Origin of the sequence: Pseudomonas sp. MIL19 (assembly GCF_028680365.1) — a bacterium.
Classification (GTDB): domain Bacteria; phylum Pseudomonadota; class Gammaproteobacteria; order Pseudomonadales; family Pseudomonadaceae; genus Aquipseudomonas; species Aquipseudomonas spirodelae.
Genome location: NZ_JAPPVG010000035.1, coordinates 37,206 through 62,831, shown reverse-complemented (window position 1 = coordinate 62,831; position 25,626 = coordinate 37,206). Strand labels below are relative to the sequence as shown.

29 protein-coding genes are annotated in these 25,626 nt (G+C 56.3%); 25 read left to right on the top strand and 4 right to left on the bottom strand.

Annotation, left to right across the window (positions count from 1 at the left end; all coding sequences use genetic code 11):
* Positions 1-110: 110 nt before the first annotated feature.
* Both N1078_RS17070 and N1078_RS17065 read right to left on the bottom strand, forming a co-directional pair.
* Entirely contained in the window at positions 111-275 is a 165-nt protein-coding gene (locus N1078_RS17070; protein ID WP_274089309.1) for a hypothetical protein, read from the bottom strand.
* On the bottom strand, positions 272-451 hold the full coding sequence (locus N1078_RS17065; protein ID WP_274089308.1) for a hypothetical protein: 180 nt from the start codon (positions 449-451) through the stop codon (positions 272-274). The genes N1078_RS17070 and N1078_RS17065 overlap by 4 nt, the downstream gene beginning before the upstream one ends.
* Before the next feature lie 941 nt (positions 452-1,392).
* Between N1078_RS17065 and N1078_RS17060 the strand changes: the two genes are divergently transcribed.
* From N1078_RS17060 to N1078_RS16970, 19 genes are all read left to right on the top strand, one after another.
* Positions 1,393-2,091, top strand: coding sequence for a replication initiation protein (locus N1078_RS17060; RefSeq protein ID WP_274089307.1), 699 nt, complete (start codon positions 1,393-1,395; stop codon positions 2,089-2,091).
* 1,754 nt (positions 2,092-3,845) lie between these two features.
* Positions 3,846-4,664 (top strand): hypothetical protein, encoded by an 819-nt coding sequence (locus N1078_RS17055; RefSeq protein WP_274089306.1) that lies wholly within the window; start codon positions 3,846-3,848, stop codon positions 4,662-4,664.
* Positions 4,661-6,829 carry a DNA methyltransferase gene (locus N1078_RS17050; protein ID WP_274089305.1) on the top strand — a complete coding sequence of 723 codons (2,169 nt, stop codon included), beginning with the start codon at positions 4,661-4,663 and terminating at the stop codon, positions 6,827-6,829. The genes N1078_RS17055 and N1078_RS17050 overlap by 4 nt, the downstream gene beginning before the upstream one ends.
* 363 nt (positions 6,830-7,192) lie before the next feature.
* Complete coding sequence (locus tag N1078_RS17045; RefSeq protein WP_274089304.1) at positions 7,193-7,564, top strand: transcriptional regulator; 372 nt, start codon at positions 7,193-7,195, stop codon at positions 7,562-7,564.
* A gap of 255 nt (positions 7,565-7,819) precedes the next feature.
* Complete coding sequence (gene trbB / locus N1078_RS17040) at positions 7,820-8,788, top strand: P-type conjugative transfer ATPase TrbB (protein ID WP_274089303.1); 969 nt, start codon at positions 7,820-7,822, stop codon at positions 8,786-8,788.
* 13 nt (positions 8,789-8,801) lie between these two features.
* Positions 8,802-9,209, top strand: a complete 408-nt coding sequence (trbC, locus tag N1078_RS17035; RefSeq protein ID WP_274089302.1) for a conjugal transfer system pilin TrbC — start codon at positions 8,802-8,804, stop codon at positions 9,207-9,209.
* Positions 9,210-9,211: 2 nt separating this feature from the next.
* Entirely contained in the window at positions 9,212-9,523 is a 312-nt protein-coding gene (locus N1078_RS17030; RefSeq protein ID WP_274089301.1) for a conjugal transfer protein TrbD, read from the top strand.
* Positions 9,520-12,078 carry a VirB4 family type IV secretion/conjugal transfer ATPase gene (locus N1078_RS17025; protein WP_274089300.1) on the top strand — a complete coding sequence of 853 codons (2,559 nt, stop codon included), beginning with the start codon at positions 9,520-9,522 and terminating at the stop codon, positions 12,076-12,078. The genes N1078_RS17030 and N1078_RS17025 overlap by 4 nt, the downstream gene beginning before the upstream one ends.
* Entirely contained in the window at positions 12,075-12,803 is a 729-nt protein-coding gene (locus tag N1078_RS17020) for a conjugal transfer protein TrbF (RefSeq protein WP_274089299.1), read from the top strand. The genes N1078_RS17025 and N1078_RS17020 overlap by 4 nt, the downstream gene beginning before the upstream one ends.
* Before the next feature lie 11 nt (positions 12,804-12,814).
* Positions 12,815-13,705: a P-type conjugative transfer protein TrbG gene (gene trbG / locus N1078_RS17015; protein WP_274089298.1), complete on the top strand. Its 891-nt coding sequence runs from the start codon at positions 12,815-12,817 to the stop codon at positions 13,703-13,705.
* Between the two features lie 3 nt (positions 13,706-13,708).
* Positions 13,709-14,176, top strand: a complete 468-nt coding sequence (locus tag N1078_RS17010) for a conjugal transfer protein TrbH (RefSeq protein WP_274089297.1) — start codon at positions 13,709-13,711, stop codon at positions 14,174-14,176.
* A 6-nt stretch (positions 14,177-14,182) separates the two neighbouring features.
* Positions 14,183-15,601: a TrbI/VirB10 family protein gene (locus tag N1078_RS17005; protein ID WP_274089296.1), complete on the top strand. Its 1,419-nt coding sequence runs from the start codon at positions 14,183-14,185 to the stop codon at positions 15,599-15,601.
* 22 nt (positions 15,602-15,623) lie between these two features.
* The gene (trbJ, locus tag N1078_RS17000) at positions 15,624-16,409 is read left to right on the top strand and encodes a P-type conjugative transfer protein TrbJ (protein WP_274089295.1); all 786 of its coding nucleotides are present in this window, start codon (positions 15,624-15,626) and stop codon (positions 16,407-16,409) included.
* An 11-nt stretch (positions 16,410-16,420) separates the two neighbouring features.
* Positions 16,421-16,657 (top strand): entry exclusion lipoprotein TrbK, encoded by a 237-nt coding sequence (gene trbK, locus N1078_RS16995; protein WP_274089294.1) that lies wholly within the window; start codon positions 16,421-16,423, stop codon positions 16,655-16,657.
* A 70-nt stretch (positions 16,658-16,727) separates the two neighbouring features.
* On the top strand, positions 16,728-18,434 hold the full coding sequence (trbL, locus tag N1078_RS16990; protein ID WP_274089293.1) for a P-type conjugative transfer protein TrbL: 1,707 nt from the start codon (positions 16,728-16,730) through the stop codon (positions 18,432-18,434).
* A gap of 12 nt (positions 18,435-18,446) precedes the next feature.
* Complete coding sequence (locus N1078_RS16985) at positions 18,447-18,869, top strand: conjugal transfer protein TraL (protein WP_274089292.1); 423 nt, start codon at positions 18,447-18,449, stop codon at positions 18,867-18,869.
* Between the two features lie 8 nt (positions 18,870-18,877).
* The gene (locus N1078_RS16980) at positions 18,878-19,486 is read left to right on the top strand and encodes a muramidase (protein ID WP_274089291.1); all 609 of its coding nucleotides are present in this window, start codon (positions 18,878-18,880) and stop codon (positions 19,484-19,486) included.
* A gap of 16 nt (positions 19,487-19,502) precedes the next feature.
* The gene (locus N1078_RS16975) at positions 19,503-19,766 is read left to right on the top strand and encodes a conjugal transfer protein TrbO (RefSeq protein WP_274089290.1); all 264 of its coding nucleotides are present in this window, start codon (positions 19,503-19,505) and stop codon (positions 19,764-19,766) included.
* Positions 19,763-20,506 carry a TraX family protein gene (locus tag N1078_RS16970; protein ID WP_274089289.1) on the top strand — a complete coding sequence of 248 codons (744 nt, stop codon included), beginning with the start codon at positions 19,763-19,765 and terminating at the stop codon, positions 20,504-20,506. The genes N1078_RS16975 and N1078_RS16970 overlap by 4 nt, the downstream gene beginning before the upstream one ends.
* Before the next feature lie 29 nt (positions 20,507-20,535).
* On the opposite strand, the gene N1078_RS16965 is transcribed toward N1078_RS16970, so the two are convergent.
* On the bottom strand, positions 20,536-20,715 hold the full coding sequence (locus N1078_RS16965; RefSeq protein WP_274089288.1) for a hypothetical protein: 180 nt from the start codon (positions 20,713-20,715) through the stop codon (positions 20,536-20,538).
* 62 nt (positions 20,716-20,777) lie between these two features.
* Between N1078_RS16965 and N1078_RS16960 the strand changes: the two genes are divergently transcribed.
* The 5 genes from N1078_RS16960 to N1078_RS16940 all read left to right on the top strand — a co-directional run bounded on the left by N1078_RS16960 (position 20,778) and on the right by N1078_RS16940 (position 23,135).
* On the top strand, positions 20,778-21,440 hold the full coding sequence (locus N1078_RS16960; protein WP_443218119.1) for an OmpA family protein: 663 nt from the start codon (positions 20,778-20,780) through the stop codon (positions 21,438-21,440).
* Between the two features lie 12 nt (positions 21,441-21,452).
* Complete coding sequence (locus N1078_RS16955) at positions 21,453-21,716, top strand: hypothetical protein (protein ID WP_274089286.1); 264 nt, start codon at positions 21,453-21,455, stop codon at positions 21,714-21,716.
* A gap of 87 nt (positions 21,717-21,803) precedes the next feature.
* Positions 21,804-22,250 (top strand): PH domain-containing protein, encoded by a 447-nt coding sequence (locus tag N1078_RS16950; protein ID WP_274089285.1) that lies wholly within the window; start codon positions 21,804-21,806, stop codon positions 22,248-22,250.
* 154 nt (positions 22,251-22,404) lie between these two features.
* Complete coding sequence (locus N1078_RS16945) at positions 22,405-22,578, top strand: hypothetical protein (protein ID WP_274089284.1); 174 nt, start codon at positions 22,405-22,407, stop codon at positions 22,576-22,578.
* Positions 22,578-23,135: a recombinase family protein gene (locus N1078_RS16940; RefSeq protein WP_274089283.1), complete on the top strand. Its 558-nt coding sequence runs from the start codon at positions 22,578-22,580 to the stop codon at positions 23,133-23,135. Before N1078_RS16945 ends, N1078_RS16940 begins: the two co-directional genes overlap by 1 nt.
* 303 nt (positions 23,136-23,438) lie before the next feature.
* Here N1078_RS16940 and N1078_RS16935 read toward each other — a convergent pair whose 3' ends face one another.
* Positions 23,439-24,227, bottom strand: coding sequence for an IclR family transcriptional regulator domain-containing protein (locus N1078_RS16935; protein WP_103444216.1), 789 nt, complete (start codon positions 24,225-24,227; stop codon positions 23,439-23,441).
* 136 nt (positions 24,228-24,363) lie between these two features.
* Between N1078_RS16935 and N1078_RS16930 the strand changes: the two genes are divergently transcribed.
* On the top strand, positions 24,364-25,623 hold the full coding sequence (locus N1078_RS16930) for an aromatic ring-hydroxylating dioxygenase subunit alpha (protein ID WP_103444217.1): 1,260 nt from the start codon (positions 24,364-24,366) through the stop codon (positions 25,621-25,623).
* The last annotated feature ends 3 nt before the right edge of the window (positions 25,624-25,626 follow it).

Sequence of the window (25,626 nt, the reverse complement as noted above, 5' to 3'; positions counted from 1 at the left end):
GGGGGGGGGGGGGGGGGGGGGGGGGGGGGGGGGGGGGGGGGGGGGGGGGGGGGGGGGGGGGGGGGGGGGGGGGGGGGGCGGGGGGGGCGGGGGGGGGGGGGGGGGGGGGGTTAGATCAGACCAAGAAGGAAAAGCCAGGAATCGGGGTGGTCAGGTTCCACGGTGTCGCCGTCTGGTGTCTCGCACACGCTATCGAACACCATGGCCTCCAGCTCATCCATGCCCGGCACGTCATATTGGCTGCCATTCCAGGTGATGCTGCGAGGGAGGTTCATTGCACACTCCCGAACTCGCGGGCCAGGGCCTGCACGAAAAGCTCTGTGGCCTCGGCGGCGCTGTTACCAAATACAAGAATGTCCTCGTTCTCCATGCGCCAGCCATAGACGCCCTGGTCAGGCAGAACCACAAATTGAGGCTCAGGGATGAAATGCAATGTCTGCTGTTGAGTCATCGGATGTTCTCCGGTTTTGACCTGGGCAACATGCCCGGCCTTCGGAAACTATAATAGGACAAAATGTCCTATTTATCAAGCACTATTAGCTAACCTTTCATTGGCATTTGAGGGGCAGCCGCCGCCGTAGGCCGCCTGGGGTTCGGTCGTTGGCCCCTCGCGGATAGTTCAGCAGGTGCGGTGTCCAGGATGGCCACCTATCACGCTGCCGACACCCCCCTGGCGTAAAACCCTGAGATATTCCAGGTTGCGCTGATGTTGCTGCTGCGTAGCAGCTTATGCGGGCTGCTTTTCCAGGCGCTTGCGCCTGGTCTGCAGAGCAAATTCCGCTTGTGCTTTGATCTTGCTGTTTGTCGGCGATCGGGCAGGATGAATACGGTGCTGCAAGCGGCGCACAGAAACAAAGAGCGGGCGCGAGCGCCCACATAGCTGCAGGGCATGGATGCCCGGCCTAGGCCGCCGAAGGCGGGGCGACTCCAGGGAAGGCCGTAGGCCGAGGAGGAGGGTAGGCGGCGGCCAGCGTGGATTTTCGGGATCACGCGACAGTGGCTACCCCACGCGCTTTAGGAGCTTGTTTTAACCATTTTTAAGCTTGTTTGAAGAGCTTGTTTTAAAAGCTTGTTTTAGAAACTTGTTTACGGTCGCGCAAACTACTGAAAAATAAGGGGTTTTATTGCTTTTAGGGGAAGGATTCCGGCTAAAGGGGGAAGGATTCCGGCCCTACAGGGAAGGATTCCGGCTTATTGGGGAGGGATTCCGGCTTTATGGGGGAAGGATTCCGGCTTTGGAAGGGAGAGATTCCGGCTTATTGGGGAAAGATTCCGGCTGTTTTACATTACATATCAACAGCTTACGCACAGACTTATCAACAGGACAGGGAAAGGGATTGTGCCAATTCCCCCATTGGCTTAGTATTCCCCTGCCGACAAGGAGGGGGATCTATGGCGGACTTGGATAAGAACAGGGTTTACCAGTCAAACAAGCTGATTGAGTCGTCTCATACGCTCACGCTCAACGAAAAGCGTCTGGTGCTCTGTGCGGCCTCGATGATCGACTCACGCAAGCCACTTCCAAAAGATGGCTATGTGACTATCGCGGTCGATTCGTTCGCCTCGGTCTTCGGCATGGAAACGCGGCACGCCTATGAGGTCGTGCGCGATGCCGCCGACCGCCTCTTTAAGCGCGACATACGACGCCTAGAGAAAGGCAAGATCGTGGAGCAAATGCGCTGGGTCTACCACGTCAAGTACAGGGAAGGGGAGGGCTGTGTAGAGCTGGGGTTCTCGCCTACGGTGCTTCCGCACCTCACAAAATTAAATCGCGAATTCACCAGCTACCAACTAAAGCAGGTTGGCGGCCTCAACAGCTTCTATGCAATCCGTATCTATGAGCTTATGTCTCAGTTCTACAAGCTTGGCTCGCGCGACTGCGAGCTAGGCCGACTCCGTGAATTGCTCGACCTGGGCGACAAGTACCCCAGCGTCAAGGATCTGCAGAAATACGTTCTCATCCCAGCGTTGAACGAGGTGAACAGCCAGACAGATCTAACCGTCTCCATTGAACCTCGCCGCGCCGGCCGACGCATTACGGGCTTCAACTTCTCGATCAAGAAAACCGACCAGCTTGCGCTATCGCTCTAACCTGAAAGGGGAAGGATTCCGGCTATCTAGCCCCGGCTCGCGTCAAGCGGCCGGGCTTTCTATTGGGGAAGGATTCCGGCTAGCTGGGGTGACTACAGAATTCGGAAAAAATCGTACGCTAAGCATTCAGCTTGTGCGAATGAGAATGAGAATGAGAATGAGAATGAGAATGTACTTGTGCTCGCCTAGCCACTCCAAATCGAGGCCAAAAAAAACCGCCTGAGAAGGGCGGTTTTCTTTTGCGGGTCTGGTTGAGAGACCTAACCTGCGGGTTCCACTAGATACAGTCACTGAGGACAATCATAAATAACGATTCCACAAGCGTCAACAAGGTTCTACAAGCGCTCACAAGAGATTTCGGGCCTAAATCGGTTGCCTGCGAGCATGGCGACAGGCCATTCCCAAGTTTGTAGGATCAGGTATCATGCTCGCTGCTTACGTGCGATTCGTATCAAGTGGAAGGGGCTGGACGTAAAGATTTCGCTGTACCACCCCTCCCAACACGGCCCTGAGAAAGCCGTGCTGGTGGATGTTTTGGGAGGGCCAACCCTCGGTCGTACTTCCACTAGATACAGTCACTCGTACCTAAGGCGCTGAGTGCCAGCACAGGCGTTGGAAGGATGGCCAGCCAACATGGAGGCCATGAAATATGAAGCGCACGCTAAATATTTTGAGCCACGTTTGGGCAACCTTGAGGACTTTGAGCATGCTCAAGTCCGCTTGGGAGTTCATTCGTGATCATCACGACGATTTCCTGTAAGGGATAGTCTGGTGACGAACAGCCGCCCTAGCTCGCTAGGGCGGTTTTTTCGTTCTGGCCAACGAGAATCTGCACCCTCAAACAAGCCGTGCCCGTTAGGGGCCGTGACAGGGGCTTGCAGCCCTGTCACGTCCAGTTGAAGTACACCTTTGCCTAACGTCAGTTGGACCACCCAACCGCGTCAGAGTAAGCCCACGTTTCTGCATTTCCTGACGCCTCGGTGTCAACCTCTACGACCTCAATCTGACAGGTCACATGCTTAGCGTACGGTTTTGTCCGTTTTCTCTATTCACCCCTAGCTGAACAGCAAGGCTGGGCTGCTGCCCGCCAGGATCTGCCAGGGCGTCTATTGGGGAAGGATTCCGGCTAACTGAACAGCAAGGCTGGGGCTACCCGCCAGGATCTGCCAAGGCGTCTATTGGGGAAGGATTCCGGCTAGCTGAATAGCAAGGCTGGGCTGCTGCCCGCCAGGATCTGCCAGGGCGTCTATTGGGGAAGGATTCCGGCTAACTGAACAGCAAGGCCGGGCATGGCAGAGGGCAGGGAGGGGTCTGTAGTTGCCTACTGCGGCCTTAGACTCCACCCTGGATTCCGCCATAGGCAGGCGGTATGTAGTGCGATGCGATCACCAGGGGGGATGAGGGAAGGATTCCGGCTAGGTCGGGCCGACGCCTCTGTCTCGTGGCATTGCCGGGGAACTATGGGGGAAGGATTCCGGCTATACCTGACGGCGCGAAGGGCCGATACCGTAAATCTATTGCTCGTCACGGTCGTGTGTTCGGTATTTTCCAAACGGCCTTCAACGTAGACTTTGGAGCCTTTGCCCAGGTTATCGCACCAGGTGTCCATGACCGCAATGTCGAGGATACCGCGAGCAGGAGAGCCTGGGGTTTGAGTTGCCGACCTTGCCCGTGACTATGGGGTGTCGAGAACGACAATTTACAAACATTGCGGCGTGGTACCGCCGATCAATACCTGAATGGACAAAATCAAGATGACCAAAAAGACAACCTGCTTCGATGTGTTTGAGCAATGCGTACTGGCAGTTCAAGCCGGAGAGCTGATCGAGTCAGTGAGCGCGAAGGACAAGGAATTCCACTTCCAAAACTGGTTCCAGACGCGCCTGCAAAGTCTCGCCCTCCATTTCGAGGGTTCTGGTCGCAACACGTATCCTGACTTCTGCCTAGTCGAGTACACCGAGGGCTACGAGATCAAGGGTTTGGCGTGGCCCGGCCGCGAGAAAGACTACGACTCGAACAGCCAGGTGCCGACCGGGTATCACAACGGTCGCCAGATTTTCTATGTCTTTGGGCGATACCCCGCTGACTTGACCCAGTTCGCCGATCAAGGCAACGGCCGCAGGCAGTATCCGGTGGTTGACCTGGTGGTGTGTCACGGCGACTTCCTGAACGCTGACCACAACTACATCCACAAGAACAAGAACGTGAAGGGTTTTGGCACCTACGGCGACATCATGATCCGTGATCGCAAGATGTACGTCGCGCCCACGCCGTTTGCCCTTACCGAAGGCACTACTGGACTGATGACCCTGATCCTGCCGGAGGGCATGGGCACTGATCCTCGCTTTCAGGAAGTTGGACGCCTTACCCGTGTCGAGGCCGAAACTCTGGTGGTTGGCTACAACTTCGACCTGCGCACTAATGAGCTGAAAGCCGAGCGTGTACCAAACCCCAGCGCTGGCAACCAACACCGTTTCGCTGCATATCGCCTAGCTGGCCAGTCGAGTAAGCCGGTATCCATGTCTGGCAGCCCCGTGCTGCCGGATGAGAACACCACGGCGGACGATGAATGAACACCATCACTGACGAAAATGCATTCGCCCATGCCGCAGCTACAACGGCGCTTGAGTGCGACTTCCCCGTGGTCGAGATAAGCCAGATCGCCGAACAAGAGAGTTGGCGCAAGGAGATCAATCGGCCGATTTATCACATTCACAAATGGTGGGCCACACGGTTGGGGTCGGTGTTTCGGGGGATTGCTCTGGCAGCACTGAGCAAGCCAGGTGCGAACACCTGGGCGCAGTTCTACGAGCAACACGACTTTGCTGGCAAGGTTGTACTCGATCCCTTTATGGGCAGTGGCACCACGCTGGGTGAAGCCGTTAAGCTCGGAGCCAAGGCGGTTGGCTCTGATATCAATCCCGTGAGTACGTTCCTAGTTCGCCAGGCATTTACTCCTGCATCCGAAGTGCAGCTTCGTGCAGCCTTTTGTACGTTGGAGCGCGAGGTTGCACCCGAGATTCGCCGTTATTACCAGACGCGCGATCCGCTGTCTGGTGAGCTGATTCCGGTGCTGTACTTCTTCTGGGTCAAGACTGTCGTGATCCCGAGCGGCGAGGTAATCCCGCTCTTGTCACGCTACGTGTTTTCACAAAATGCCTACCCGAAAAAGAAGCCGAAGGCTCAGATCGTGTGCCCAGGGTGCTGGGGCGTGATCGAGGATCGCTACGACGCTACGACGCTGGATTGCCAGCACTGTGGGCACCATTTCAACCCGCAGGCCGGGCCGGTCGCTGGCCAGCACGTCACGGCCAAGGATGGTGCTCGTTACCGCGTGAAGGAGCTGCTGCCAAAAGATGGCACGCCGCTTAAGCATCGACTCTACGCCGTGATGGCCCTTCGCCCGGATGGCTCCAAAGTCTACCTAGCTGCGCGTGATGAAGACGTGGCTCAGTATGAGGAAGCGCAAGAGCGGCTTGCCACCGAAGAGCTTCCATTGCCTCAGTCCAGTGTTCGACCTGGCCACAACACCGACCAGGCACGCGGGTACAACTACACCAAGTGGCGCGACTTCTTCAACGACCGCCAGTTGCTTTGTCTTGGCCTGTTGTTACGTGGAATTCTGAGGATTAAAGACACCGAGATTCAAGAACAGATGCTGTGTTTGTTCTCAAGTACCTTGGAGTTCAACAACTTGTTTTGCAGCTTCAAAGGCGAGGGAACTGGCGCGGTACGCCATATGTTCTCGAACCACATCCTCAAGCCAGAGCGCATGCCTTTGGAAAACTCAGTGTGGGGCACGGACAAGAGCAGCGGCACGTTCAGCACACTCTTTGAGTCGCGCCTACTGCGCGCTAAGCGCTACCTTGATGAACCATTCGAGATCGACTTTGAGTACGACATGCTTGGCAAGCGCATCGGCTCTCGCAAAGTGGTGGCCAGCAAGCCGATCCAGGCGCGTCGGATGGATACGTGGGCCGAGCTGGACGCGGCCGACCACGGAATGATGATCCTGAACGGCGACAGTTCCCGGCTACCGATCCCGGACGCTTCTGTAGATGCAGTCGTCACAGACCCGCCCTACTTCGACTTCGTTCACTACTCCGAGCTGAGTGATTTCTTCTTCGCCTGGCTTTCGCCAGTGCTGCGAGATCGCTATCCATGGTTTGCGCGTGCAGACTCGTCCGATGGTGGCGAAGTTCAGCACAAAGACCCGCGTGTGTTCGCCAGTCAGCTCGCTTTGGTGTTTTCTGAATGCCGTCGCGTACTCAAGGATAACGGCGTGTTGGCGTTCAGCTTTCACCACTCTCGCGCTGAAGGATGGGCGGCCATCTACGAAGCAATTACCGAGGCCGGATTGGCCGTGGTGGCTGCACATCCAGTGCATGCCGAGCTGCGCGCTGCAAGCCCGAAATCCGCAGCGAAAGACCCGATCAGCCTAGATGCAATTTTGGTGTGCCGTAAGCGCGCTTTCGCGTTGACGGATACCCCTGCTGCCCAGGATGTCGATGGTGCCGTTGCAGCTATCGCCGCTCGACTGGAGGATGCCGGGCTGTTCATTTCGGCAGGAGACCGCTTCGTCATTGGGGCAGCTCAGACCTTGATTGCCCGCTCAACCGAAGTTCTCACGTTCGACGAGATCAAGTGTCACCTTGAGGTGGTGCGGCTGACTGCTAGGCCGAAGGCCGATGCCCTGGCTGACGCTGGCCCTGTCCAGGTCGAGTTAGAAATGACGTGAGTTACGGTTGTGCTTAACTACAGAAGCCCGCCAGTGGCGGGCTTTGGTGGCAATGTGACGCTTGCGGCTCGCGCACCATGCTCCGTACATCGTGGGCGTCTTGGGGTCGGCGAGCCATTTGTGTTGTACGGCCACAGACAAACGTAGCTTAAGTGCACTTTCTGTTCCGTTGCTCCCCAAACCCCAGCCTGGAGTGGATTGCACATCGGCATCACGGGTAAGATTGCAGATAAACTGAAACCTATTGAAATTCACTCTCAATACATCCCTCCCCGCGACAAGGAAGACGTCTAGCTAAACTGCAAAGACGAGTCATTATTTTAGCGGCTAAAATTTGTCGCCGACAAAGGGCACAGTCCTATCGTGTACAACATAATTTTTTTCACCAATATCCTCCGCATCCTTGATGAGAAGGGTATGACCAAATCCGAATTAGCCACCAAGGCAGATATGTCCGTGTCGTTCCTGTCCGACCTGACAACCGGGAAGGCCAACCCGTCGCTGAAAATCATGGAAAGCATTTGCGCGGCCCTGGAAACTCCACTGCCCATGCTCCTGGAGTCCAGCGACCTGGACAGAGAAGCGCTGGATGCCATAGCGGGCGGCAAGATGCCGCAGAGTCTACCGAAAGGTTTTGTCCGTATATGTGCGGTGCTACCTGAGGCGAAAGCCTTTGTTGTGAGAAAATGGGAAGAAGAAGCAAAGAAGAAAATGCAAGAGAAAGGCCGACCATAGCCGGCGATTGAACGCCAGGGGAAGAGACTTTAGCCGCTAAAGTCGCCCCCTGACTGGTTTTACTTCTGGTTTGGATAGCCAGAACTTCAAGCCGACCCTCTCGGCGGGACAAGGAAGTGCAGCAGTATCGCCACTCCACTTGTAAGCATTTACCTACATGCGATTTATCGCTGTTTCCGTTCGCTTGCGCGAAAATAACTTTCGGTATATCGTTTGCGCCGTGTCGCAATCTCATTTTCAACTCGGACGAAAATCATGCCAGAAGATGACAAAAGTGAAGAGCATTCCAGCCTGAAAGAGCGGGCGCGAAAGAAGCTCCAACGAGACGCGGGATCGCTAATCGTTGACGCACTCAATGATCCGAAGACTGTTGAACTGATGTGCAATGGCGACGGCAAGTTGTGGATCGAACGCCTTGGTGAGCCAATGCGCCAGATTGGCCAGCTCAAGCCAGCACAGGCTGAGTCGATCATCAAGACCGTTGCCGGCTACCACGGCAAAGAAGTCACCCGGCAAAAGCCACTTCTGGAAGGGGAGTGGCCACTTGACGGCTCTCGCTTTGCCGGGCAACTGCCCCCCGTAGTGCGGGCCGCTACTTTTGCAATCCGCAAGAAAGCCGTCGCCATCTTCACGCTGGATCAGTACGTCGAGGCCAGCATCATGACGGCCGCGCAGTGCGCCTCGATCAAGAAGGCCGTGCGTGAACATCGGAACATTCTTGTTATTGGCGGCACGGGCACCGGCAAGACAACTCTGGTCAACGCAATCATTGACGACATGGTTGTTGGCTTCCCGTCTGAGCGCGTTTTCATCATTGAAGACACGGGCGAGATTCAGTGTTCAGCGGCCAACTTTGTCCAGTACCACACCACCATCGAAGTCTCGATGACTCATCTGCTCAAGACCACGCTTCGTATGCGCCCCGACCGAATCCTGGTTGGTGAGGTTCGCGGCGAAGAGGCGCTTGATCTTCTCGACGCTTGGAACACTGGCCACCCAGGCGGTGCCGCCACCCTTCACGCCAATAGCGCGGCCGAAGGACTGACTCGCTTGAAGTCGCTTGTTTCCCGAAACAAGTCGGCTCCGGCCGAGATTGAACCGCTGATTGGCGAGGCGGTTCACGTTGTTATCTCTATCGCCAGAATCCCCGAAGGTCGCCGTATCCAGGAAATCCTAGAGATTTCCGGGCACGAAAACGGCCGTTACATAACCCGCAACATCTAAAGGAGCTTCACCTATGTACGCATCTGCCCACACCCTCCGCGTCAACCGTCAGTCGATGTTCTTCTATGTCGGTCTGGCCGTGATGCTGGCTGTGTTCCTCATCGCGCCCCAGCATGCTTTCGCTTCGGAAGGCACTGGCGGTTCCCTCCCGTATGAATCCTGGCTGACCAACCTGCGGGCATCCGTAACTGGCCCGGTTGCATTCGCACTGTCGATCATCGGCATTGTGGTTGCTGGTGGTGTACTGATTTTCGGCGGCGACCTGAATGGCTTCTTCCGTACCCTGATCTTCCTGGTACTGGTTATGGCCCTGCTGGTTGGCGCGCAAAACGTCATGTCCACTTTCTTCGGTCGTGGCGCTGAAATCGCTGCTGTAGGCGAGGCTCTGGTTCGTTCCGTTGCTTCGGGCCGGATCGCCTAATTATGGCTCTCCGCACGATCCCCATTCGGAGGGCTGGCAACCGAGACAACCTGTTCATGGGTGGGGACCGTGAACTGGTGATGTTCTCCGGCTTGCTGGCCTTCGCGCTGGTTTTCAGCGCGCAAGAACTTCGGGCAACGGTGGTTGGAATTGTGCTGTGGTTCGGAGCGCTTTTTGTGCTCCGCATCATGGCCAAATCCGACCCGAAATTGAGGTTCGTTTACCTCCGTCACCGCCGCTACAAGCACTTCTATTCAGCGCGTAGCACGCCCTTCCGGGACAACCCAACAAGCCAAGGAAATCAATACAAATGATCGAAGGTATTGCGTACTCAATCGCTGCCCTCGGCATTCTTCTTGTGCTGATCCTTGTCCAGCGTCTTATGACGGTGGACAAGGAATTGAAGCTCAAGAAGCATCGCGCCAAGGATGCTGGGCTTGCCGATCTGCTGATTCACGCTGCTGTCGTTGACGACGGTGTAATTGTTGGCAAGAACGGCGCGCTCATGGCCGCCTGGTTGTACAAGGGCGATGACAATGCCAGTAGCACCGAGGAACAGCGCGAGCTGGTTTCTCTCCGCATCAACCAAGCCTTTGCCGGCCTCGGCAGTGGCTGGATGATCCATGTGGATGCTGTAAGGCGTCCCGCCCCTAACTATTCGCAGCGCGGCGTCTCGCACTTTCCTGACAGCCTCACGGCCGCTATGGATGAAGAGCGCCGCCGTCTGTTCGAGGGTTTGGGGACAATGTACGAGGGCTATTTCGTCCTCACTCTGACCTACTTCCCACCGATGTTGGCTCAGCAGAAATTCGTTGAACTCATGTTCGATGACGACGCGACACCACCTGACCATAAGGCACGGACTCGCAACCTCATCGAACAGTTCAAACGTGACTGCGGCAGTGTCGAAGGCAGCCTTTCGTCTGTCGTGAAAATGACCCGCCTGCGCGGTAACAAGATCGAAATGGAAGACGGCCGAAAAGTCACACACGATGACTTCCTGAGCTGGCTGCAATTCTGCGTCACTGGTGTTACCCAGCCCGTGGTACTGCCAAGCAATCCGATGTACCTGGACGCGATCATTGGCGGTAAAGAGCTGTGGGGTGGGGTAGTGCCGAAGGTTGGCCGAAACTTCATCCAGGCGGTCGCCATTGAAGGCTTCCCGCTGGAATCCTCGCCGGGGATTCTCTCCCTGTTGGCCGAGCTGCCTTGCGAATATCGCTGGTCTTCCCGATTCATCTTCATGGATACCCATGAGGCCGTGCAGCACTTGGATAAATTCCGCAAGAAGTGGAAGCAAAAGGTTCGCGGCTTCTTTGACCAGGTATTCAACACGAACACCGGCAACATCGATCAGGACGCTATGTCGATGGTGCAGGATGCTGCTGATGCTATTGCCGAGGTAAACAGCGGCCTGGTAGCTCAGGGTTACTACACCAGCGTCGTCATCCTGATGGATGACGACCGCGAGCGCCTGGCGGCCTCTGCTCGCATGATTGAAAAAGCTATTGAGCGCCTGGGCTTTGCCTCTCGTATCGAGTCGATCAATACGATGGATGCCTACCTGGGCAGCATTCCAGGTCATGGCGTTGAAAACGTCCGCCGTCCGCTCATCAACACGATGAACCTGGCCGACCTGTTGCCGACCAGCACTATTTGGACAGGTCTGGCAGACGCTCCGTGCCCACTTTATCCGCCACTGTCGCCGGCGCTGATGCACTGCGTTACTCAAGGTGCAACACCGTTCCGGCTCAACCTTCACGTCCGTGATCTTGGCCACACCTTCATGTTCGGCCCTACCGGCGCAGGTAAATCAACCCATCTGGCCCTTATTGCTGCCCAGCTCCGCCGCTACAAAGGCATGAGCATCTTTGCCTTCGATAAGGGTATGTCGATGTACCCCCTTGCTGCCGGTATCCGTGCATCATCCAAGGGCAAGTCTGGCCTCCACTTCACTGTTGCGGCGGATGACGAAAAGCTGGCGTTCTGCCCGTTGCAGTTCCTGGAAACCAAAGCGGATCGGGCCTGGGTGATGGAGTGGATCGACACCATCTTGGCGTTGAATGGCTTGGAGACTACGGCCGCACAACGTAACGAGATTGGCCACGCGATCATGACGATGCACAAGGATGGCTCGCGGTCTTTCTCTGAGTTCTGTCTAACCGTCCAGGACGAAGCGATTCGCGCCACATTGCAGCAGTACACCGTTGACGGCTCGATGGGCCACTTGCTCGATGCAGAAGAAGACGGCTTGTTGCTGTCTGACTTCACCGTCTTTGAAATCGAAGAGCTGATGAACCTGGGCGACAAATACGCTCTTCCTGTACTGCTCTACCTGTTCCGTCGCATCGAACGGGCACTGAAAGGCCAGCCGGCCGTAATCATCCTGGACGAAGCCTGGTTGATGCTTGGCCACCCTGTTTTCCGCGAGAAGATCAAGGAATGGCTCAAGGTGCTGCGTAAAGCAAACTGCCTGGTCTTGATGGCCACGCAAAGCCTTTCGGACGCGGCTAACTCGGGCATTCTGGACGTGATTGTTGAATCGACCGCGACCAAGATCTTCCTTCCAAACGTCTACGCCCGCGACGAAGACACCTCGGCACTCTATCGCCGGATGGGCCTCAACAATCGGCAGATAGACATCCTGGCCACTGCTGTTCCGAAACGTCAGTACTACTACGTTTCGGAAAACGGTCGTCGTCTCTATGACCTGGCTCTTGGCCCTCTCGCCCTCGCGTTTGTCGGTGCATCCGACAAAGACTCCGTTGCAGCCATTAAGACACTGGAACGCAAGTTTGGCGCGGCCTGGGTGGATGAATGGCTTGCTGGCCGTGGACTCAGAATCAATGACTTTGGAGTGGCAGCATGAGCTTTTTCCGTTCTCTCAAAAGCAAGGCCCAAAGCGGCCAAGTGATGCCTCAAGGCAACACTGTCGAAAACCCGTATTTGGCTGCGCGCCGTACCTGGAATGACCATGTTGGCAGCGTCGTCACGGCTAAGCAGTCGTGGCAGATCGTGGGCATCCTGTCCCTGATGGTCGCGCTGGCCGGTGTCGGCGGCATCATCCACATTGGCAGCCAATCGAAATTCGTCCCCTATATCGTCCAGGTGGACAAACTCGGCCATGCCCAAGCCTACGGCCAGGCCATTCGCGGCAGCGCAGCCGATCACCGCGTTGTTGCTTCGCGGGTTGCATCCTTCATCGCTGACGCTCGGTTGGTTACGCCAGACGTGAAGCTGCAACGTGATGCCGTGTTTCGCACATACGCCGTTCTGGCACCGAACGACCCAGGCACGCAAAAAATGAACGAATGGCTGAACGGTAGCGCCGACTCCAGCCCCTTCGCTCGCGCAGCAAAGGAAACCGCCGCTGTCGAGATTCGTTCGGTACTGCCGCAGACGCCCGAAACCTGGCAAGTCGAGTGGGTGGAAACCACTCGGGATCGCCAAGGCGTGAAGAAGTCCGAAGGCACCTACCGCGCACTGGTCACGGTCTACCAGGCCGAGACAAACCCAAACACGAAAGAAGAAGACATTTGGATGAACCCGATTCGGCTGTTCGTCCGCGACTTCTCCTGGTCTAAACAAATCTGAGGCGTAACACCATGAAACCGATCCTCTCCGCAATTGCCCTGAGCCTGGCCACTGCAACCGCTTTTGCAGCCCCGGGCGACAACGCTGCAGATCTGTACTTTTCCACCAACAACCCGACCCTGACCCAGCAGGAAAAAGCGGCTATCGCCATTTCTCAGCGCTGGCAGCAAGCGAGCGCGACTGGTATCAAACCAGTGGACTCGGCCGATGGTTATGTTCGCTTCATCTTCGGGGCGCAGCAGCCGAGCATCGTCTGTGCAGTGCTCCAAGTCTGCGACGTTGCCTTGCAGGCAGGCGAGCAAGTGAACTCGATCAACCTGGGCGATACCGCCCGTTGGACGGTTGAGCCGGCGATTACCGGCTTCGGCGCGACCGAAGTTCAGCACCTCATCATCAAGCCATTGGATGTGGGCCTGGAAACAAGCCTGGTTGTCACTACCAATCGCCGTACCTACCACTTCAAGCTGCGCTCGCATCGTACCGAGTACATGCCTCAAGTCGCCTTCACCTACCCCGAGGACGCCTTGGCGAAGTGGGAGGCAATCAAGACCCGTCAACAGACTGAAATCAAGCGCGACACGATCCCGCAAACAGGCGAGTACCTGGGCGACCTGAACTTTGAATACACGGTAGCAGGCAATGTTTCCTGGAAGCCTGTGCGCGTCTACAACGATGGCGTCAAAACCATCATCGAAATGCCCAAAGCCATGTCACAAACCGAGGCCCCGACGCTGCTGGTCGTTCGCAAGGAAGGCGGCTGGTTCAAGGACGACGAAACCGTGATGGTCAACTACCGCGTCCAAAGCAACCGTTTCATCGTCGATTCCATTTTCGACAAGGCCATCCTGATTGCTGGCGTCGGCAAGTCTCAGGATCGCGTGACCATTCAGCGGGGGAAATAAGCCATGCACAAGATCGTAACTCTCGCGCTGCTGGCCACCCTGGCCGCTTGTGCCTCGAAGCCTTACGGCAACTTTGCCGAGGACGCCAGCCTGACCACTAACCAGACACTGGCAGCCGACACCGTTAAACAGCTCATGGCGGTTTATCCGCCTGCAAGTACACGTCTCAACCTGGTGCATGAAGCCCCGGACGCTTATGGCCGCTCGCTCGTTTCTACGCTCCGCGCAAAAGGCTATGCGCTCCAGGAAATCACTGAACAGCAGCCCAAGGACAAAGCCCCCAAGCCCATCAAAGCGGCGACGGTTTATCCGGCAGGCCCTGGCTTGTCGATGAGCTATGTCATCGACAACCCGCCAGAAACCAACCTGTATCGCGTGACTGTCACGGTCGGCTATCAGTCGCTGACCCGTGCCTATGTCGCGCAGAACAACACCGTCCAGCCGGCCGGTGCATGGACGCGGAAGGAGTAACAGCTAATGAGCACTGTTTCTGACGATCAAATGTCCCCGGATACTTCGCCTGGTGAAGTATCCAAGAAGTCAGGCGTTCGCCGCGTCAACAACTGGCCCATGTACATCGGTGGCGGGGCGGCTCTGGTGTTCCTGGTGATAATGATGCTTGTTGCCGCAGATCGTGCAGCCCAGCAAAACGCCCCCGCAGAAGCCGCAGCAGAGAAGGGCGGCAACAGCAGCATCTTCGCCCAGGAAATTGCGGGCGGGCGAGACGGCGGGATGATTCCCGACGCAACGCAACCGCTTATTGTGCCCGAGCTGGTTGACCCGAATGTTGAACAGGCAGCAGCTCCGGCCGGTAGCCTGGCAGTGGTTCGCCCTGATAATTTGGAAGCCCCGCCAACGCCTCCTGGGGATGGCGGCGAGGGTCGCTCCCGTGAAGATGATGAACTGGAACGCATCCGCATGGCGAAGATGCAGCAGTTCACCGAAGCCGTTAAGGCCAAAACCACTGTCCAGGTCGTTGCCCCGCGTAGCTCTGGCTCCAGCGACTACAACGCAGCGCCTCCAGCCAATGAAGAAGAAGCATTGGTGCGAATCGCAGCAGCTCGCCAGCGTATTCAGGCCGAGGCCAAATCAGATCCTACTGCCGCCTACAAAGCGCGCCTGGAGCAGCTACGGGCAGCAGGTATTGGCGGAGGGTCTGGTGGTGCTTCCGGGGGCGCTAACACTCAGGGATCGGGCTTCCTGGCTCCGTCCGGTGGTGGTGCTGGCGACAGCTATTCGGTGTTTGCCAATGCTCAGGAAGGCGACCGTTGGGAACTCCAATCGAAGCCAGAAGCACCACGCTCGCCGTTTGAGCTACGTGCAGGCTTTGTTGTCCCGGCAACGCTCATTTCGGGCATAAATTCCGATCTGCCAGGGCAAATCATGGCGCAGATTTCTCAGGACGTGTACGACACGCCAACCGGCCGACACTTGCTACTCCCGCAAGGTTCGCGCCTCGTTGGTTCGTACTCAAGTGACGTGGCCTATGGTCAGTCCCGCGTGCTGGTTGCCTGGCAACGCATCATCTTCCCTGACGGCAAGGCAATGGATATTGGTTCGATGCCAGGCGCAGACCAGGCCGGCTACTCGGGCTTCAAGGATAAGGTCAACAACCACTATTTCCGGTTGTTTGGCTCAGCTCTGCTCATGTCAGCTGTTACCGCTGGTGTAGCCCTTAGCCAAGAGCAAGACAACTCTGGCTTTGGCACCGAGACAACCGCCAGTAGCGCTATGAGCGAAGCACTTGGCCAGCAACTTGGCCAAGTAACAGCGCAGCTTATATCGAAAAATCTCAACATTGCACCTACACTAGAGATCCGCCCAGGATTTCGTTTTAACGTGATCGTCACCAAGGATTTGACGTTCTCGAAACCTTATAAGTCGTTTGACTACTGATTTTTACGCCAAGGAGAAGAGCATGAAATTTTTAGCCGCTAAAACTGCCCTCGCTGTCTCGCTGGCCCTTGGGGCCGGTGCGTTCCAGGCCGCACAGGCGGGCATCCCGGTCATCGACGTGGGCAACCTAACTCAAAACGTCATCACGGCGATTGAGCAGGTTGCACAGACCGTGCAGCAGGTTGAGCAGTACTCCAAGCAGGTCCAGCAGTACCAGACCCAGCTGCAGGAGTATGAAAACATGCTCCAGAACACGGCCGCGCCTGCTGCTTATATCTGGGATCAGGCCAACAACACCATTACCAAGCTCGTCCAGGCCCAGGACATGCTTGCTTACTACCAGAATCGTGCGGGTAGCCTCGATGCCTACCTAGAGAAATACCAGAACGCGGCCTATTACCGTAGCTCACCGTGCTTCAACGGCGGCGGCTGCACTGCTGCCGAGCGGGAAGCAATGGCTGAGAATCGTCGCCAAGCAAACGAGGCCCAAAAAACAGCTAACGCTGCGCAGTTCAAAGGCTTGGCTCAGCAGCAGACCAACATGCAAGCCGATGCCCGCCAACTGGAACGCCTGCAAGCTGCTGCCTCTACTGCTGACGGCCAAGTAAAGGCCATTCAGTACGCTAACCAACTGGCCAGCCATCAAGGCAACCAGTTGCTGCAAATACGCGGACTGATGGTCGCGCAACAGAATGCACTACTGGCCCAACAGCAGGCCGACCAAGACCACCAGGCTATTGAAATCGCTGCCGGCGAATACTCGCGGTCGAACACAACCGTCCGCAAAAGCCCGGATGTGAAGTGGTGAAGGGGGTACTCATGAAAAACGCAAATATCCATAAGGCGATTGTCGCTCTGCTGCTTGGCGGCGCTATCAGTTTGCTGTCCGGCTGCTTTGACGATGAGCCGAAGGTTGTAGCCCTGCCAGAAGTGAACGATGCCAATTGCAAACCGGCCGTCATCAAGAGCATCGAACCGCAATCAGCCCGCCAGAAGTTTTCGGGGGAATGCTCCAGGCGTGGGGCGGTAAGAACCAGCCCGGCTAAAGAGTGGTGATCGCAAAATGAACCTAACCCGCTTTGCCCGCGCCGGCTGGCCTCTGCTAATCACGCTCATGGTCGTAGCTATGGATGCGAATGCAGCCATTGATAGCTACGGCCTGATGGATGACGTACTACAGAAATACAAAGACAACGCCAGTTCTTGGGCGGCCACTTTTGAAAGTGCAGCAACCTGGCTTTTCTGGACTCTGGCCGTTATCTCTATGGTGTGGACATTCGGAATGATGGCGCTACGCAAAGCGGACATTGGCGAGTTCTTCGCTGAGTTTGTGCGCTTTACCATCATGACCGGCTTCTTCTGGTGGCTGCTCACTAACGGCCCCGCGTTCGCGGCTTCGATTATTGACTCCTTGAAGCAACTTGGCGGCACAGCCTCCGCGCTGACAGGTTTTGCCGATGCGTTTAGCCCATCCGCCATAGTTGATATTGGTTTTATCGTCTTGGGCAAGGCCCTCTCGGAAGTCTCAGGTTGGTCACCTATAGACAGCTTCGTCGGTGTGGTACTGGCCCTAGCCGTGCTGATCCTGATGACTCTGATTGCGGTAAACATGCTGCTGCTCTTGGTTTCCGCGTGGATTCTGGCTTATGCCGGCATCTTCTTCCTTGGCTTCGGCGGGGCTAAGTGGACTTCTGACATGGCCATCAACTACTACAAAACCGTCTTGGGACTTGCAGCCCAAATCATGGCGATGATCCTGCTTGTCGGTATCGGGAAGTCCATCATTTTTGACTACTACGACAACATGGAGGAGGGCGTAGTGTTCATGGAAATGGCCGTTATCGTCGTTGTCGCCCTGGTTCTATACATCCTGACCAACAAAATTCCTGGGCTTATCTCTGGAATCATCACTGGTGCCAGTGTTGGTGGTAACGGGATCGGTGCCTTCGGTGCCGGCGCAGCGCTCGGCGCTGTAGGCGTGGCAGCCGCAGCAGCGGCAACAGGCGGCGCAGCATTCGCCGCAGGTGCTGCAAACATCTCAGGCGGCGCACAAGCGCTCATGGCTGCATTCAAGGGCGCACAAGGCAGCGTGGCAGCAGGGAGCGACATTACTTCGCGCCTGGCCGGCGCTATGAGTGGCGGCGGCGATAACGGCGGTGGCGGTGGTAGTGCTTCCAGTGGCGGTAGCCCTCTGGCATCTGCTATGGGCCTCGACAGCTCTGGCGGTGGCTCGGCCGGTGGCGGCTCCAGCGGCGGCGAGGGTGGCGGTTCGTCCGGTAGCGGCTCCAGCGGCAGCGAGGGCGGTGGTTCGTCCGGTAGCGGCTCCAGCGGCAGCGAGGGCGGCGGCTCGTCCGGTAGCGGCTCCAGCGGCAGCGAGGGCGGCGGCTCGTCCGGTACCGGCTCCAGCGGCAGCGAGGGCGGTGGTTCATCCAGTGGCGGCTCTAGCAAATTGGCCACGGCCGGGAAGATTGCTGCTGATATGGGCGCAAATCTGGCGGCAGGGATGGGGCGCGCTGCTGCTAACAAAGCAGCAGGTATAGCGGACTCCGCGAAAGCCCGGATCGCAGATACCGCTGGAGGCCGTTTAGCCCAAGAAATCAGTAACCCAGGTGCAGCAGCACAAGAACGTCGCGACAACCAGGACATTGCCAAAGCTGAGTCGGTCATGTCTCAGCAATCGCGCAGTGAACAGGCCAAAGAAGCACGCGAGTTTCTTACTCAACAATCTGCCCCTTCGTTTGAAGGTGACAGCATTGGGAGTGCGGGCAGCAGTAGTGATGTAAACGCAGAGGAAGAAATCGCTGCGTTCCGTGATCGGAATCAAAATAGTTAAAAAGGAATGGATATGGAAATTTCACAAATATTCAAATACGGTTTCTGTTGTGCCTTGATCACTTGCACGTTCAGCCAATCGATAACAACCGCAAACGCTGCCTCCCAAGATGAGTGTTCAATCTGGCTGTGCTTACCAGGAGGATTTCCAAACGGTTGCAGTGCAGCGAAGTCGGCAATGAAAGACCGCGTAAAAAAAGGCAAGTCTCCACTACCATCCTTTAGCTCCTGCTCTGTAGATGGTAGCGCAGGAGGCATGAGTTCTAATGACGGCCGTGCAGCAGAAATTAGAAACGGTCAAAGCTGGGTTAAGAACACAACTTGTCGCTACCATCGAGGCGAAAGAACCCCACAAGGCTGCACAGACTCAGGTTGGTATGCCGAAGTATTTATAAATGGAACACAACAAGGCAATACCTATTTCTTCACTCCATAAGGACGCCTATGTTTTTCGTCGCTGATTTGCCACCACTCGAACAAGAGCGCATTTCGTGCTCTATAATTTCAGCCGTTAAGTATGAGTTGCCCGCCAACATCGTTCTGGCGGTCGCTGGTCAAGAGGGCGGTAAACCAGGTCAGTGGGTGAAAAACAAGAATGGAAGCTATGACGTAGGCACAATGCAATTTAATACCAACTACCTGACCGACTTGGCCAAGTACGGTATCAGCGCAAAGGATGTGGAAAAGCCAGGCTGTTATCCATTTGAGTTAGCCGCCTGGCGTATCCGCAACCATGTTAAAAATGATAAAGGCGACCTGTGGACACGGGTTGCCAACTATCACTCAAGAACACCCGAATATAACCAGGTTTATAGAGCGCGAATCATGAAGCGCGCTGCCAGTTGGGCAGACTGGTTAGATGAGCGATTCAATACCCATGCGATCGCGCAAGAGTCTGTTACGAGACTTTCGCCACCGCCTGCTACGGCACAGACGATCCAGACAAAAGCGGTAGATACGCCAAGGCTAGAAGCCCAGGCGACCCTGACAGCCCCGGCTAAACCGACCCAGCACCTATACGTTCCCCGTCAAATTCTCGTCAATAACCAGTAATTTAGTGGCTAAAACAATGAACAGAATCCACAGTTTTGTACACGGCTACTCTTTCGGCTTCTTCGACTGGATCGCCGCTTATTGCCAGTGGGCAGAGTCCCAGGTAACGAAGGAACTGGACGTCCTTATCTTGGCTGTAGCCCCGTCTGTAGTGATGTGTCTTGTCCTATGGTTCCTTCCTGTCTGGATCGCAGCACCTATCACCGTTCTGATCGCCATTCCGTTCCTCTACTGCGGCGTAATGCTGCTGCGGTTGGCTTTTGAGTGGTGGCGCGAGTGAGTAACACGGCCGTCGAATCTGTCTCGCTCTCGCTTCCGCGCCTAGTGATCGCCAACGGCACGATTGAGGCGTTGAAGTGGCTGGCCCTGCTGTTGATGACTGCCGATCACATCAATAAGTACCTCTTCAACGAGACACTTCCCTTTTTGTTCGAGGCTGGCCGAATAGCTATGCCTCTATTCGTCTTCGTTCTGGCGTACAACCTGGCCCGGCCAAGCGTTAGCGAAAGCGGGGCTTACAAACGCACGATGACCCGGCTTGCCATCTTCGGCCTGGTGGCCACGCCCCCGTTTATTGCCCTTGGCTCTCTGATGATGGGTTGGTTCCCGCTCAACATCCTTTTCACGCTCCTGGTCATTACGGCCGTAGTTGCGCTTCTTGAGCGCGCCCAGGCCGGCAGCTATGTCGCCGGATGCGGCGCGGTGCTGGTCTTCCTGTGGGGAAGTGGTTTGGTTGAGTTCTGGTGGCCCGCCGTAGCGTTTGGCGTTGCCTCCTGGTGGTACTGTAAAACCCCGAACTGGACAGCGCTGTTGGCCGCTCTGGCGTCCTGCGCGGCGCTCTTCTGGATCAACGGAAACCTGTGGGCGCTTGTGGCTCTGCCGCTTGTTGTAGCGGCCTCCCAGGTCAACTTGCGTGTCCCTCGGATGCGCTGGGCGTTTTACGCCTATTACCCCGCGCATCTGGTCGCGCTGCTGCTCATTCGCATACCAATGAGCAACGCCGGCTATCTGTTCTTCTAGGAGGTTCAATGATTCACAGGGACGTTAAATCAGGATTCGATGTGTACGAAGTGCAAACCAGCGAAGGCCCCGAGTTTATTGCAACCAAGCACGTTCCAGACCCCGTTCCACCCCTTGGCGTAACCCGCCAGCTTGGCCTTGTCCTCGGTGTTACGTGCGAGGCTGATGCCGTCCGCATTGCACGCCAGGTCGAGGAAATATCTAACCATCTCGCCCCCCGGGCTGGCCAAATCGTTTTGAACACACTCATCTAACAACCGAGCTGAACACTATGAAAAAACTGGTATCCGCCACTCTGATTGCTGCTGCTCTGACTGGCTGCGCTTCGATGAAGAACGACGATGGCAGCTTGAACAAGACAACATCCTACGGCGGCCTTGCAGCACTCGCGGGCGGTGTTGCAGGTGCGTTGATTAACCACAACAACCCAGGGCAGGGCGCGCTGATCGGCGCAGCCATAGCAGGCTCTGCCGGCGCTGGCTATGGCTATTACGTCGATAAGCAAGAAGCCGAACTTCGGGAAAGCATGAAAGGTTCCGGCGTCGAAGTTGAACGCGAAGGCGATCAGCTCAAGCTCGTAATGCCTGGCTCGATTACGTTTGCGACTGGCCAAGCGGAAATCCAACCGTCATTTCAGTACACACTGAATCAACTGGCCGCGAGCTTTCGACAATTCCAGGACAGTGACCTAATCGTCACCGGCCACACCGACTCTGTAGGCAGCTATGAGACAAACCAACTGCTCAGCGCTCGGCGGGCAGATAGTGTTTCTCAGTTCTTGCGCAGCAATGGCGTCGATCCTTCGCGCCTGCAAACCTTGGGTGCCGGCTCCAGCTCGCCCATTGCTCCCAACAACACCGCCGAGGGTCGCGCCCAAAATCGCCGCGTTGAAATCAAACTGGTGCCCCGTAGCGGCGCTGTAGCTCAAGAGTAAGGGGACTAAGCAATGCTGAAAGAAACTAAAGAGCTGCTATCCATCGTCGCTAACCAAAAAAGCGGGCCTATTCCGGCCTGGCTGCCGAAGGACGCAATCAAACGCCTTGAAGGAAGCCAACCCAACACCGAGCGAGCCGAAGCAGTAATAAATCAACTAAAGAGCGGCGAGAAGCATCCCGCGCTGGGTGACAAAATCCGCAAAGCTGAAAAGGAACTTGCCGAGTACAAGGAACAGCATCAGGGCCAGACTCAGAAACGAGGGGTGCGCCTCTAGGTGCTCATCGCGTGACTGGTGCCCGTAGCGGCGCAATAGCCCGATCCTCAAACTGATTTACCAGATTGATCAACCAAGGAGATTCATATGGGAAGTTACATAGAAAGCGCCCTTACAAAAGGCGAGAAAATTGTTTATCAAGGTAAAACCAGCATTTGGGCGCTAACGCCCCTGATTGTTCTTGGTTTGATATTTGTCGGACTCTTCGGGATCGGATTACTATTTTTGGCCGCAGCAGCAATTCGATATTTCACAACGGAACTTGCAATTACCAACAAGCGCGTAATAGCAAAGTTCGGTCTTATTAGCCGTTCCACAGTCGAAATCAATATTCACAAAATTGAAAGCATTCAAGTAAACCAAGGAATCCTTGGCCGCATTTTCAATTTTGGCTCTATCGTTGTGTCCGGTGCGGGGAATCCACAAGCCCCGGTGCCAGGGATTTCCAGCCCACTGGACTTCCGGCGCGCATTTCTCAACACCCAAGAAGAAACGGGCCAAGCGCGTTCCATAGCACAGCCAGCACAAGCCTAAGAGGCTCATACTCGACTCTCAAAAACCCTCGTTTTAGAGAATTTTTTCGAAGCTTCCCAAGGCCCCGCATTGCGAGGCCTTTTTTTATCTCAAAACACTTTCTTAAAAACATTTTCTCAAATACTCTCGGGAAACCGCGATTTGAGAAAAGACCATGACCCAAACTGTCCTGCTTGAAAAAAACCTGAGATCTGAGCAAGTCGAACTGCGCGAGACCATTAGCTATTCCCAATCCATCGGGGCAACTGGCATCAACGGGGTGTCGGTCGAGGTGCTAAAGCACTATTTCGCGCTGCTCGATCAGACCGCTAACCAGGTGACCACCTGATGCTGATTGGCTACGCCCGCGTCTCAACTGTCGATCAAGACTTACGCCTCCAGCTCGACGCGCTACAGGCGGCGGGATGCGACAAGGTTTTCACCGATAAGGCTAGCGGGAAGAAGCTAGACCGCGCCGGCCTGACGGATGCACTGGCTTTCGCCCGCGAGGGTGACACGCTCGTCGTGTGGAAGCTGGATCGCCTTGGCCGCTCAATGAAAGGACTGGTTGATCTTGCTGCCGACCTCGATGCGCGGAAGGTCGATCTTCGTTCGCTCACAGACGGTATCGACACCAAAGGCACCGCTGGCCGCTTCTTCTTTCACGTCCTTGCCGCTATGGCTGAAATGGAGCGGGAATTGATCCTGGAACGTACAAGGGCCGGCCTTGAAGCCGCCAGGCGTAGCGGAAAGGTCGGGGGCAGGCCAACGGTTATGACCCCGGCAAAGACCGAGGCGGCGCAGACACTGCTGAGCAACGGGATGGACGCCAAGGAGGTGGCCATGTCCATCGGGGTATCGTTGCCAACCCTCTATCGACACCTGCCGGCGCGGGATCGGGAATAGGCCACCGGCCGACCTGGCGTGTTCCTGGACGTGATTGCGCAATTGCACCTATTTGACCAGCCGCTTGCATCCGACTTGACCAGCTGGCGGCAGAGACGCGACAGGCAGAGATCGGCCAAGAGCGGTCATACCCCGTGTAGCAGCTGTCAGGACTGCATAGTCGAACATCCAATTTTGGTCTATGGCAACCACAAACGAGGCCAAGTGCATACTCTTCCTCGCCTCATCCCGCGCTCACGCAAGCGCACGGCGAGTACCCCATGCTCTCTTCCTCGCACTCTGACTACAGGGTAACTGGCGCACTCAAAGCATACACCCAAGCAAGGCAGCGTTCTGCTGGAGCACCGGCAGGCATTGATCGCGTAATTCCTGAAGGGTCAAACGTGCGGTAAATGTGCTGACACTCATAGCGGCGACCACTTTACCTTGGGCGTTTCTCACCGGCACCGCCATTGAACGCATCCCCAACTCGAGCTCTTCATCGGTAAAAGCAAACCCTTCGATCCGTGCCTGCTCGATCCTGTCCATGATCACTTTCGGGTCGACGATCATGTGAGCCGTGGTCGGCGACGGAGGATGAGTCAGGTAGCTGCGGATTTCTTCGTCGCTCAACCCTGCCAACAAGACCTGCCCCGTTGCCGAGCCATAGGCCGGTAGACGTGCACCAAGGCGTACGCCGGTAGTCACGACTTTTGCTGTCTCGGCACGGGCGACGAATACCGACCAGCCATCTTCGAATACGGCCAAGGAAATCGATTCCCCGAGCGTTTCACGGGCCGATGCCAAATATGGCTGCGCCAGTTGCGGTAGCGGCGCTGCATCCAGATACGCCGCACCGAGTCGCAAGAACCGAGGCGTAGGTCTGAAGTGCTTTCCATCATGGGTCAGATAGCCCAGATCCACCAGAGTAAGCAGGCATCGGCGGGCAGCGGCACGGGTGGTGTCGGTCAGTGCCGCCGCGTCCGATACCGTCAACTGCGAGTGCTCCAAACCGAACACTTCAATGATTGCCAGGCCCTTTGCCAGGCCCGACATACCTTCCGGCGCGCGCACATCTACACCATCAGCGGACGTATTTTTCTTGACAACCATAATTGTCCAACGCTCTAATTGTTCGAGAAATGAAACAATGTTCGCTATTCGAACAAAAATAAAACCTCATGTCAACCATGTGCTTGCCGGAAAGAACATTTTTCTGCAGCCGTGAGGATCTGATCCGGGAGAAAGAATGAACATCATTACTGATCGAGTACCTGAAAACCCGCAGTGGCCCGATGGATTGACCCGTGTGCCCTACTGGGCTTTTCAGAGCGCTGCCATGTACAAGGATGAACAGACGCGGCTGTTCCAGGGGCCTCACTGGAATTATCTGTGCCTCGAGGCTGAGATTCCCGAGCCCGGCGACTTTAAGACCAGTTTCATTGGCGAGACCTCGATTGTCGTGACCCGCGACAGCGACGGCGAACTCTACGCCTTCGAGAATCGCTGCGCGCATCGTGGCGCCCTCCTTGCCCTGGAGGACAGTGGTAAAGCCAAAGACTTCACCTGCGTGTATCACGCCTGGAGTTACAACCTGCAAGGCGATCTGACCGGCATCGCTTTCAAGGATGGCATCAAGGGTAATGGCGGCATGGCGCCTTCGTTCTGCATGGAACAACACGGCCCGCGCAAGCTGCGCGTAGCGACTGTTCACGGCCTGGTGTTCGGCAGCTTCAGCGATGACGTGCCCGATATCGAAGAGTACCTGGGCGAGGAAATCCTCAGCCGTATTGAGCGCGTTCTCGGCGGACGCAAGCCAGTGGTTCTGGGCCGTTTCACCCAGATGTTGCCCAACAACTGGAAGCTGTACATCGAGAACGTCAAAGACTCGTACCACGCCAGTATCCTGCATCTGTTCTTCACCACCTTCGAGATCAACCGCCTGTCCCAGCGCGGCGCGATCATCGTTGATGAGAGCGGCGGACATCACGTCAGCTACTCGGCCATCGACCGTGAAGCCGAACGTCAGGCCGAGCGCGATGCCTCCTATGCAGAACAAAGCATCCGCTCCGACAGCGCCTATCAGCTGCAGGACCCCTCTTTGCTCGAAGGCTTCAGTGAAGTCGGTGATGACGTAACGCTGCAAATCCTTTCGATCTTCCCCTGCTTCGTACTGCAACAGATCCAGAATTCGGTCGCAGTCCGCCAAGTGCTGCCACGGGGCGTGGAAACGACTCAGCTCAACTGGACCTACCTGGGCTTTGAAGACGACACGCCCGAACAACGACTGACGCGTCTGAAGCAGGCCAACCTTGTCGGTCCCGCTGGCTATATCTCCATGGAAGATGGTTGCGTAGGGGGCTTTGTCCAGCGAGGCATCGCTGGCGCGTCCAATCACAGCGCGGTGCTGGAAATGGGCGGGATTGACGCCGAATCGAGTGATAGCCGGATTACCGAAGCGTCTATCCGTGGTTTCTGGAAGGCCTATCGCGCAGCCATGGATCTATGAAGA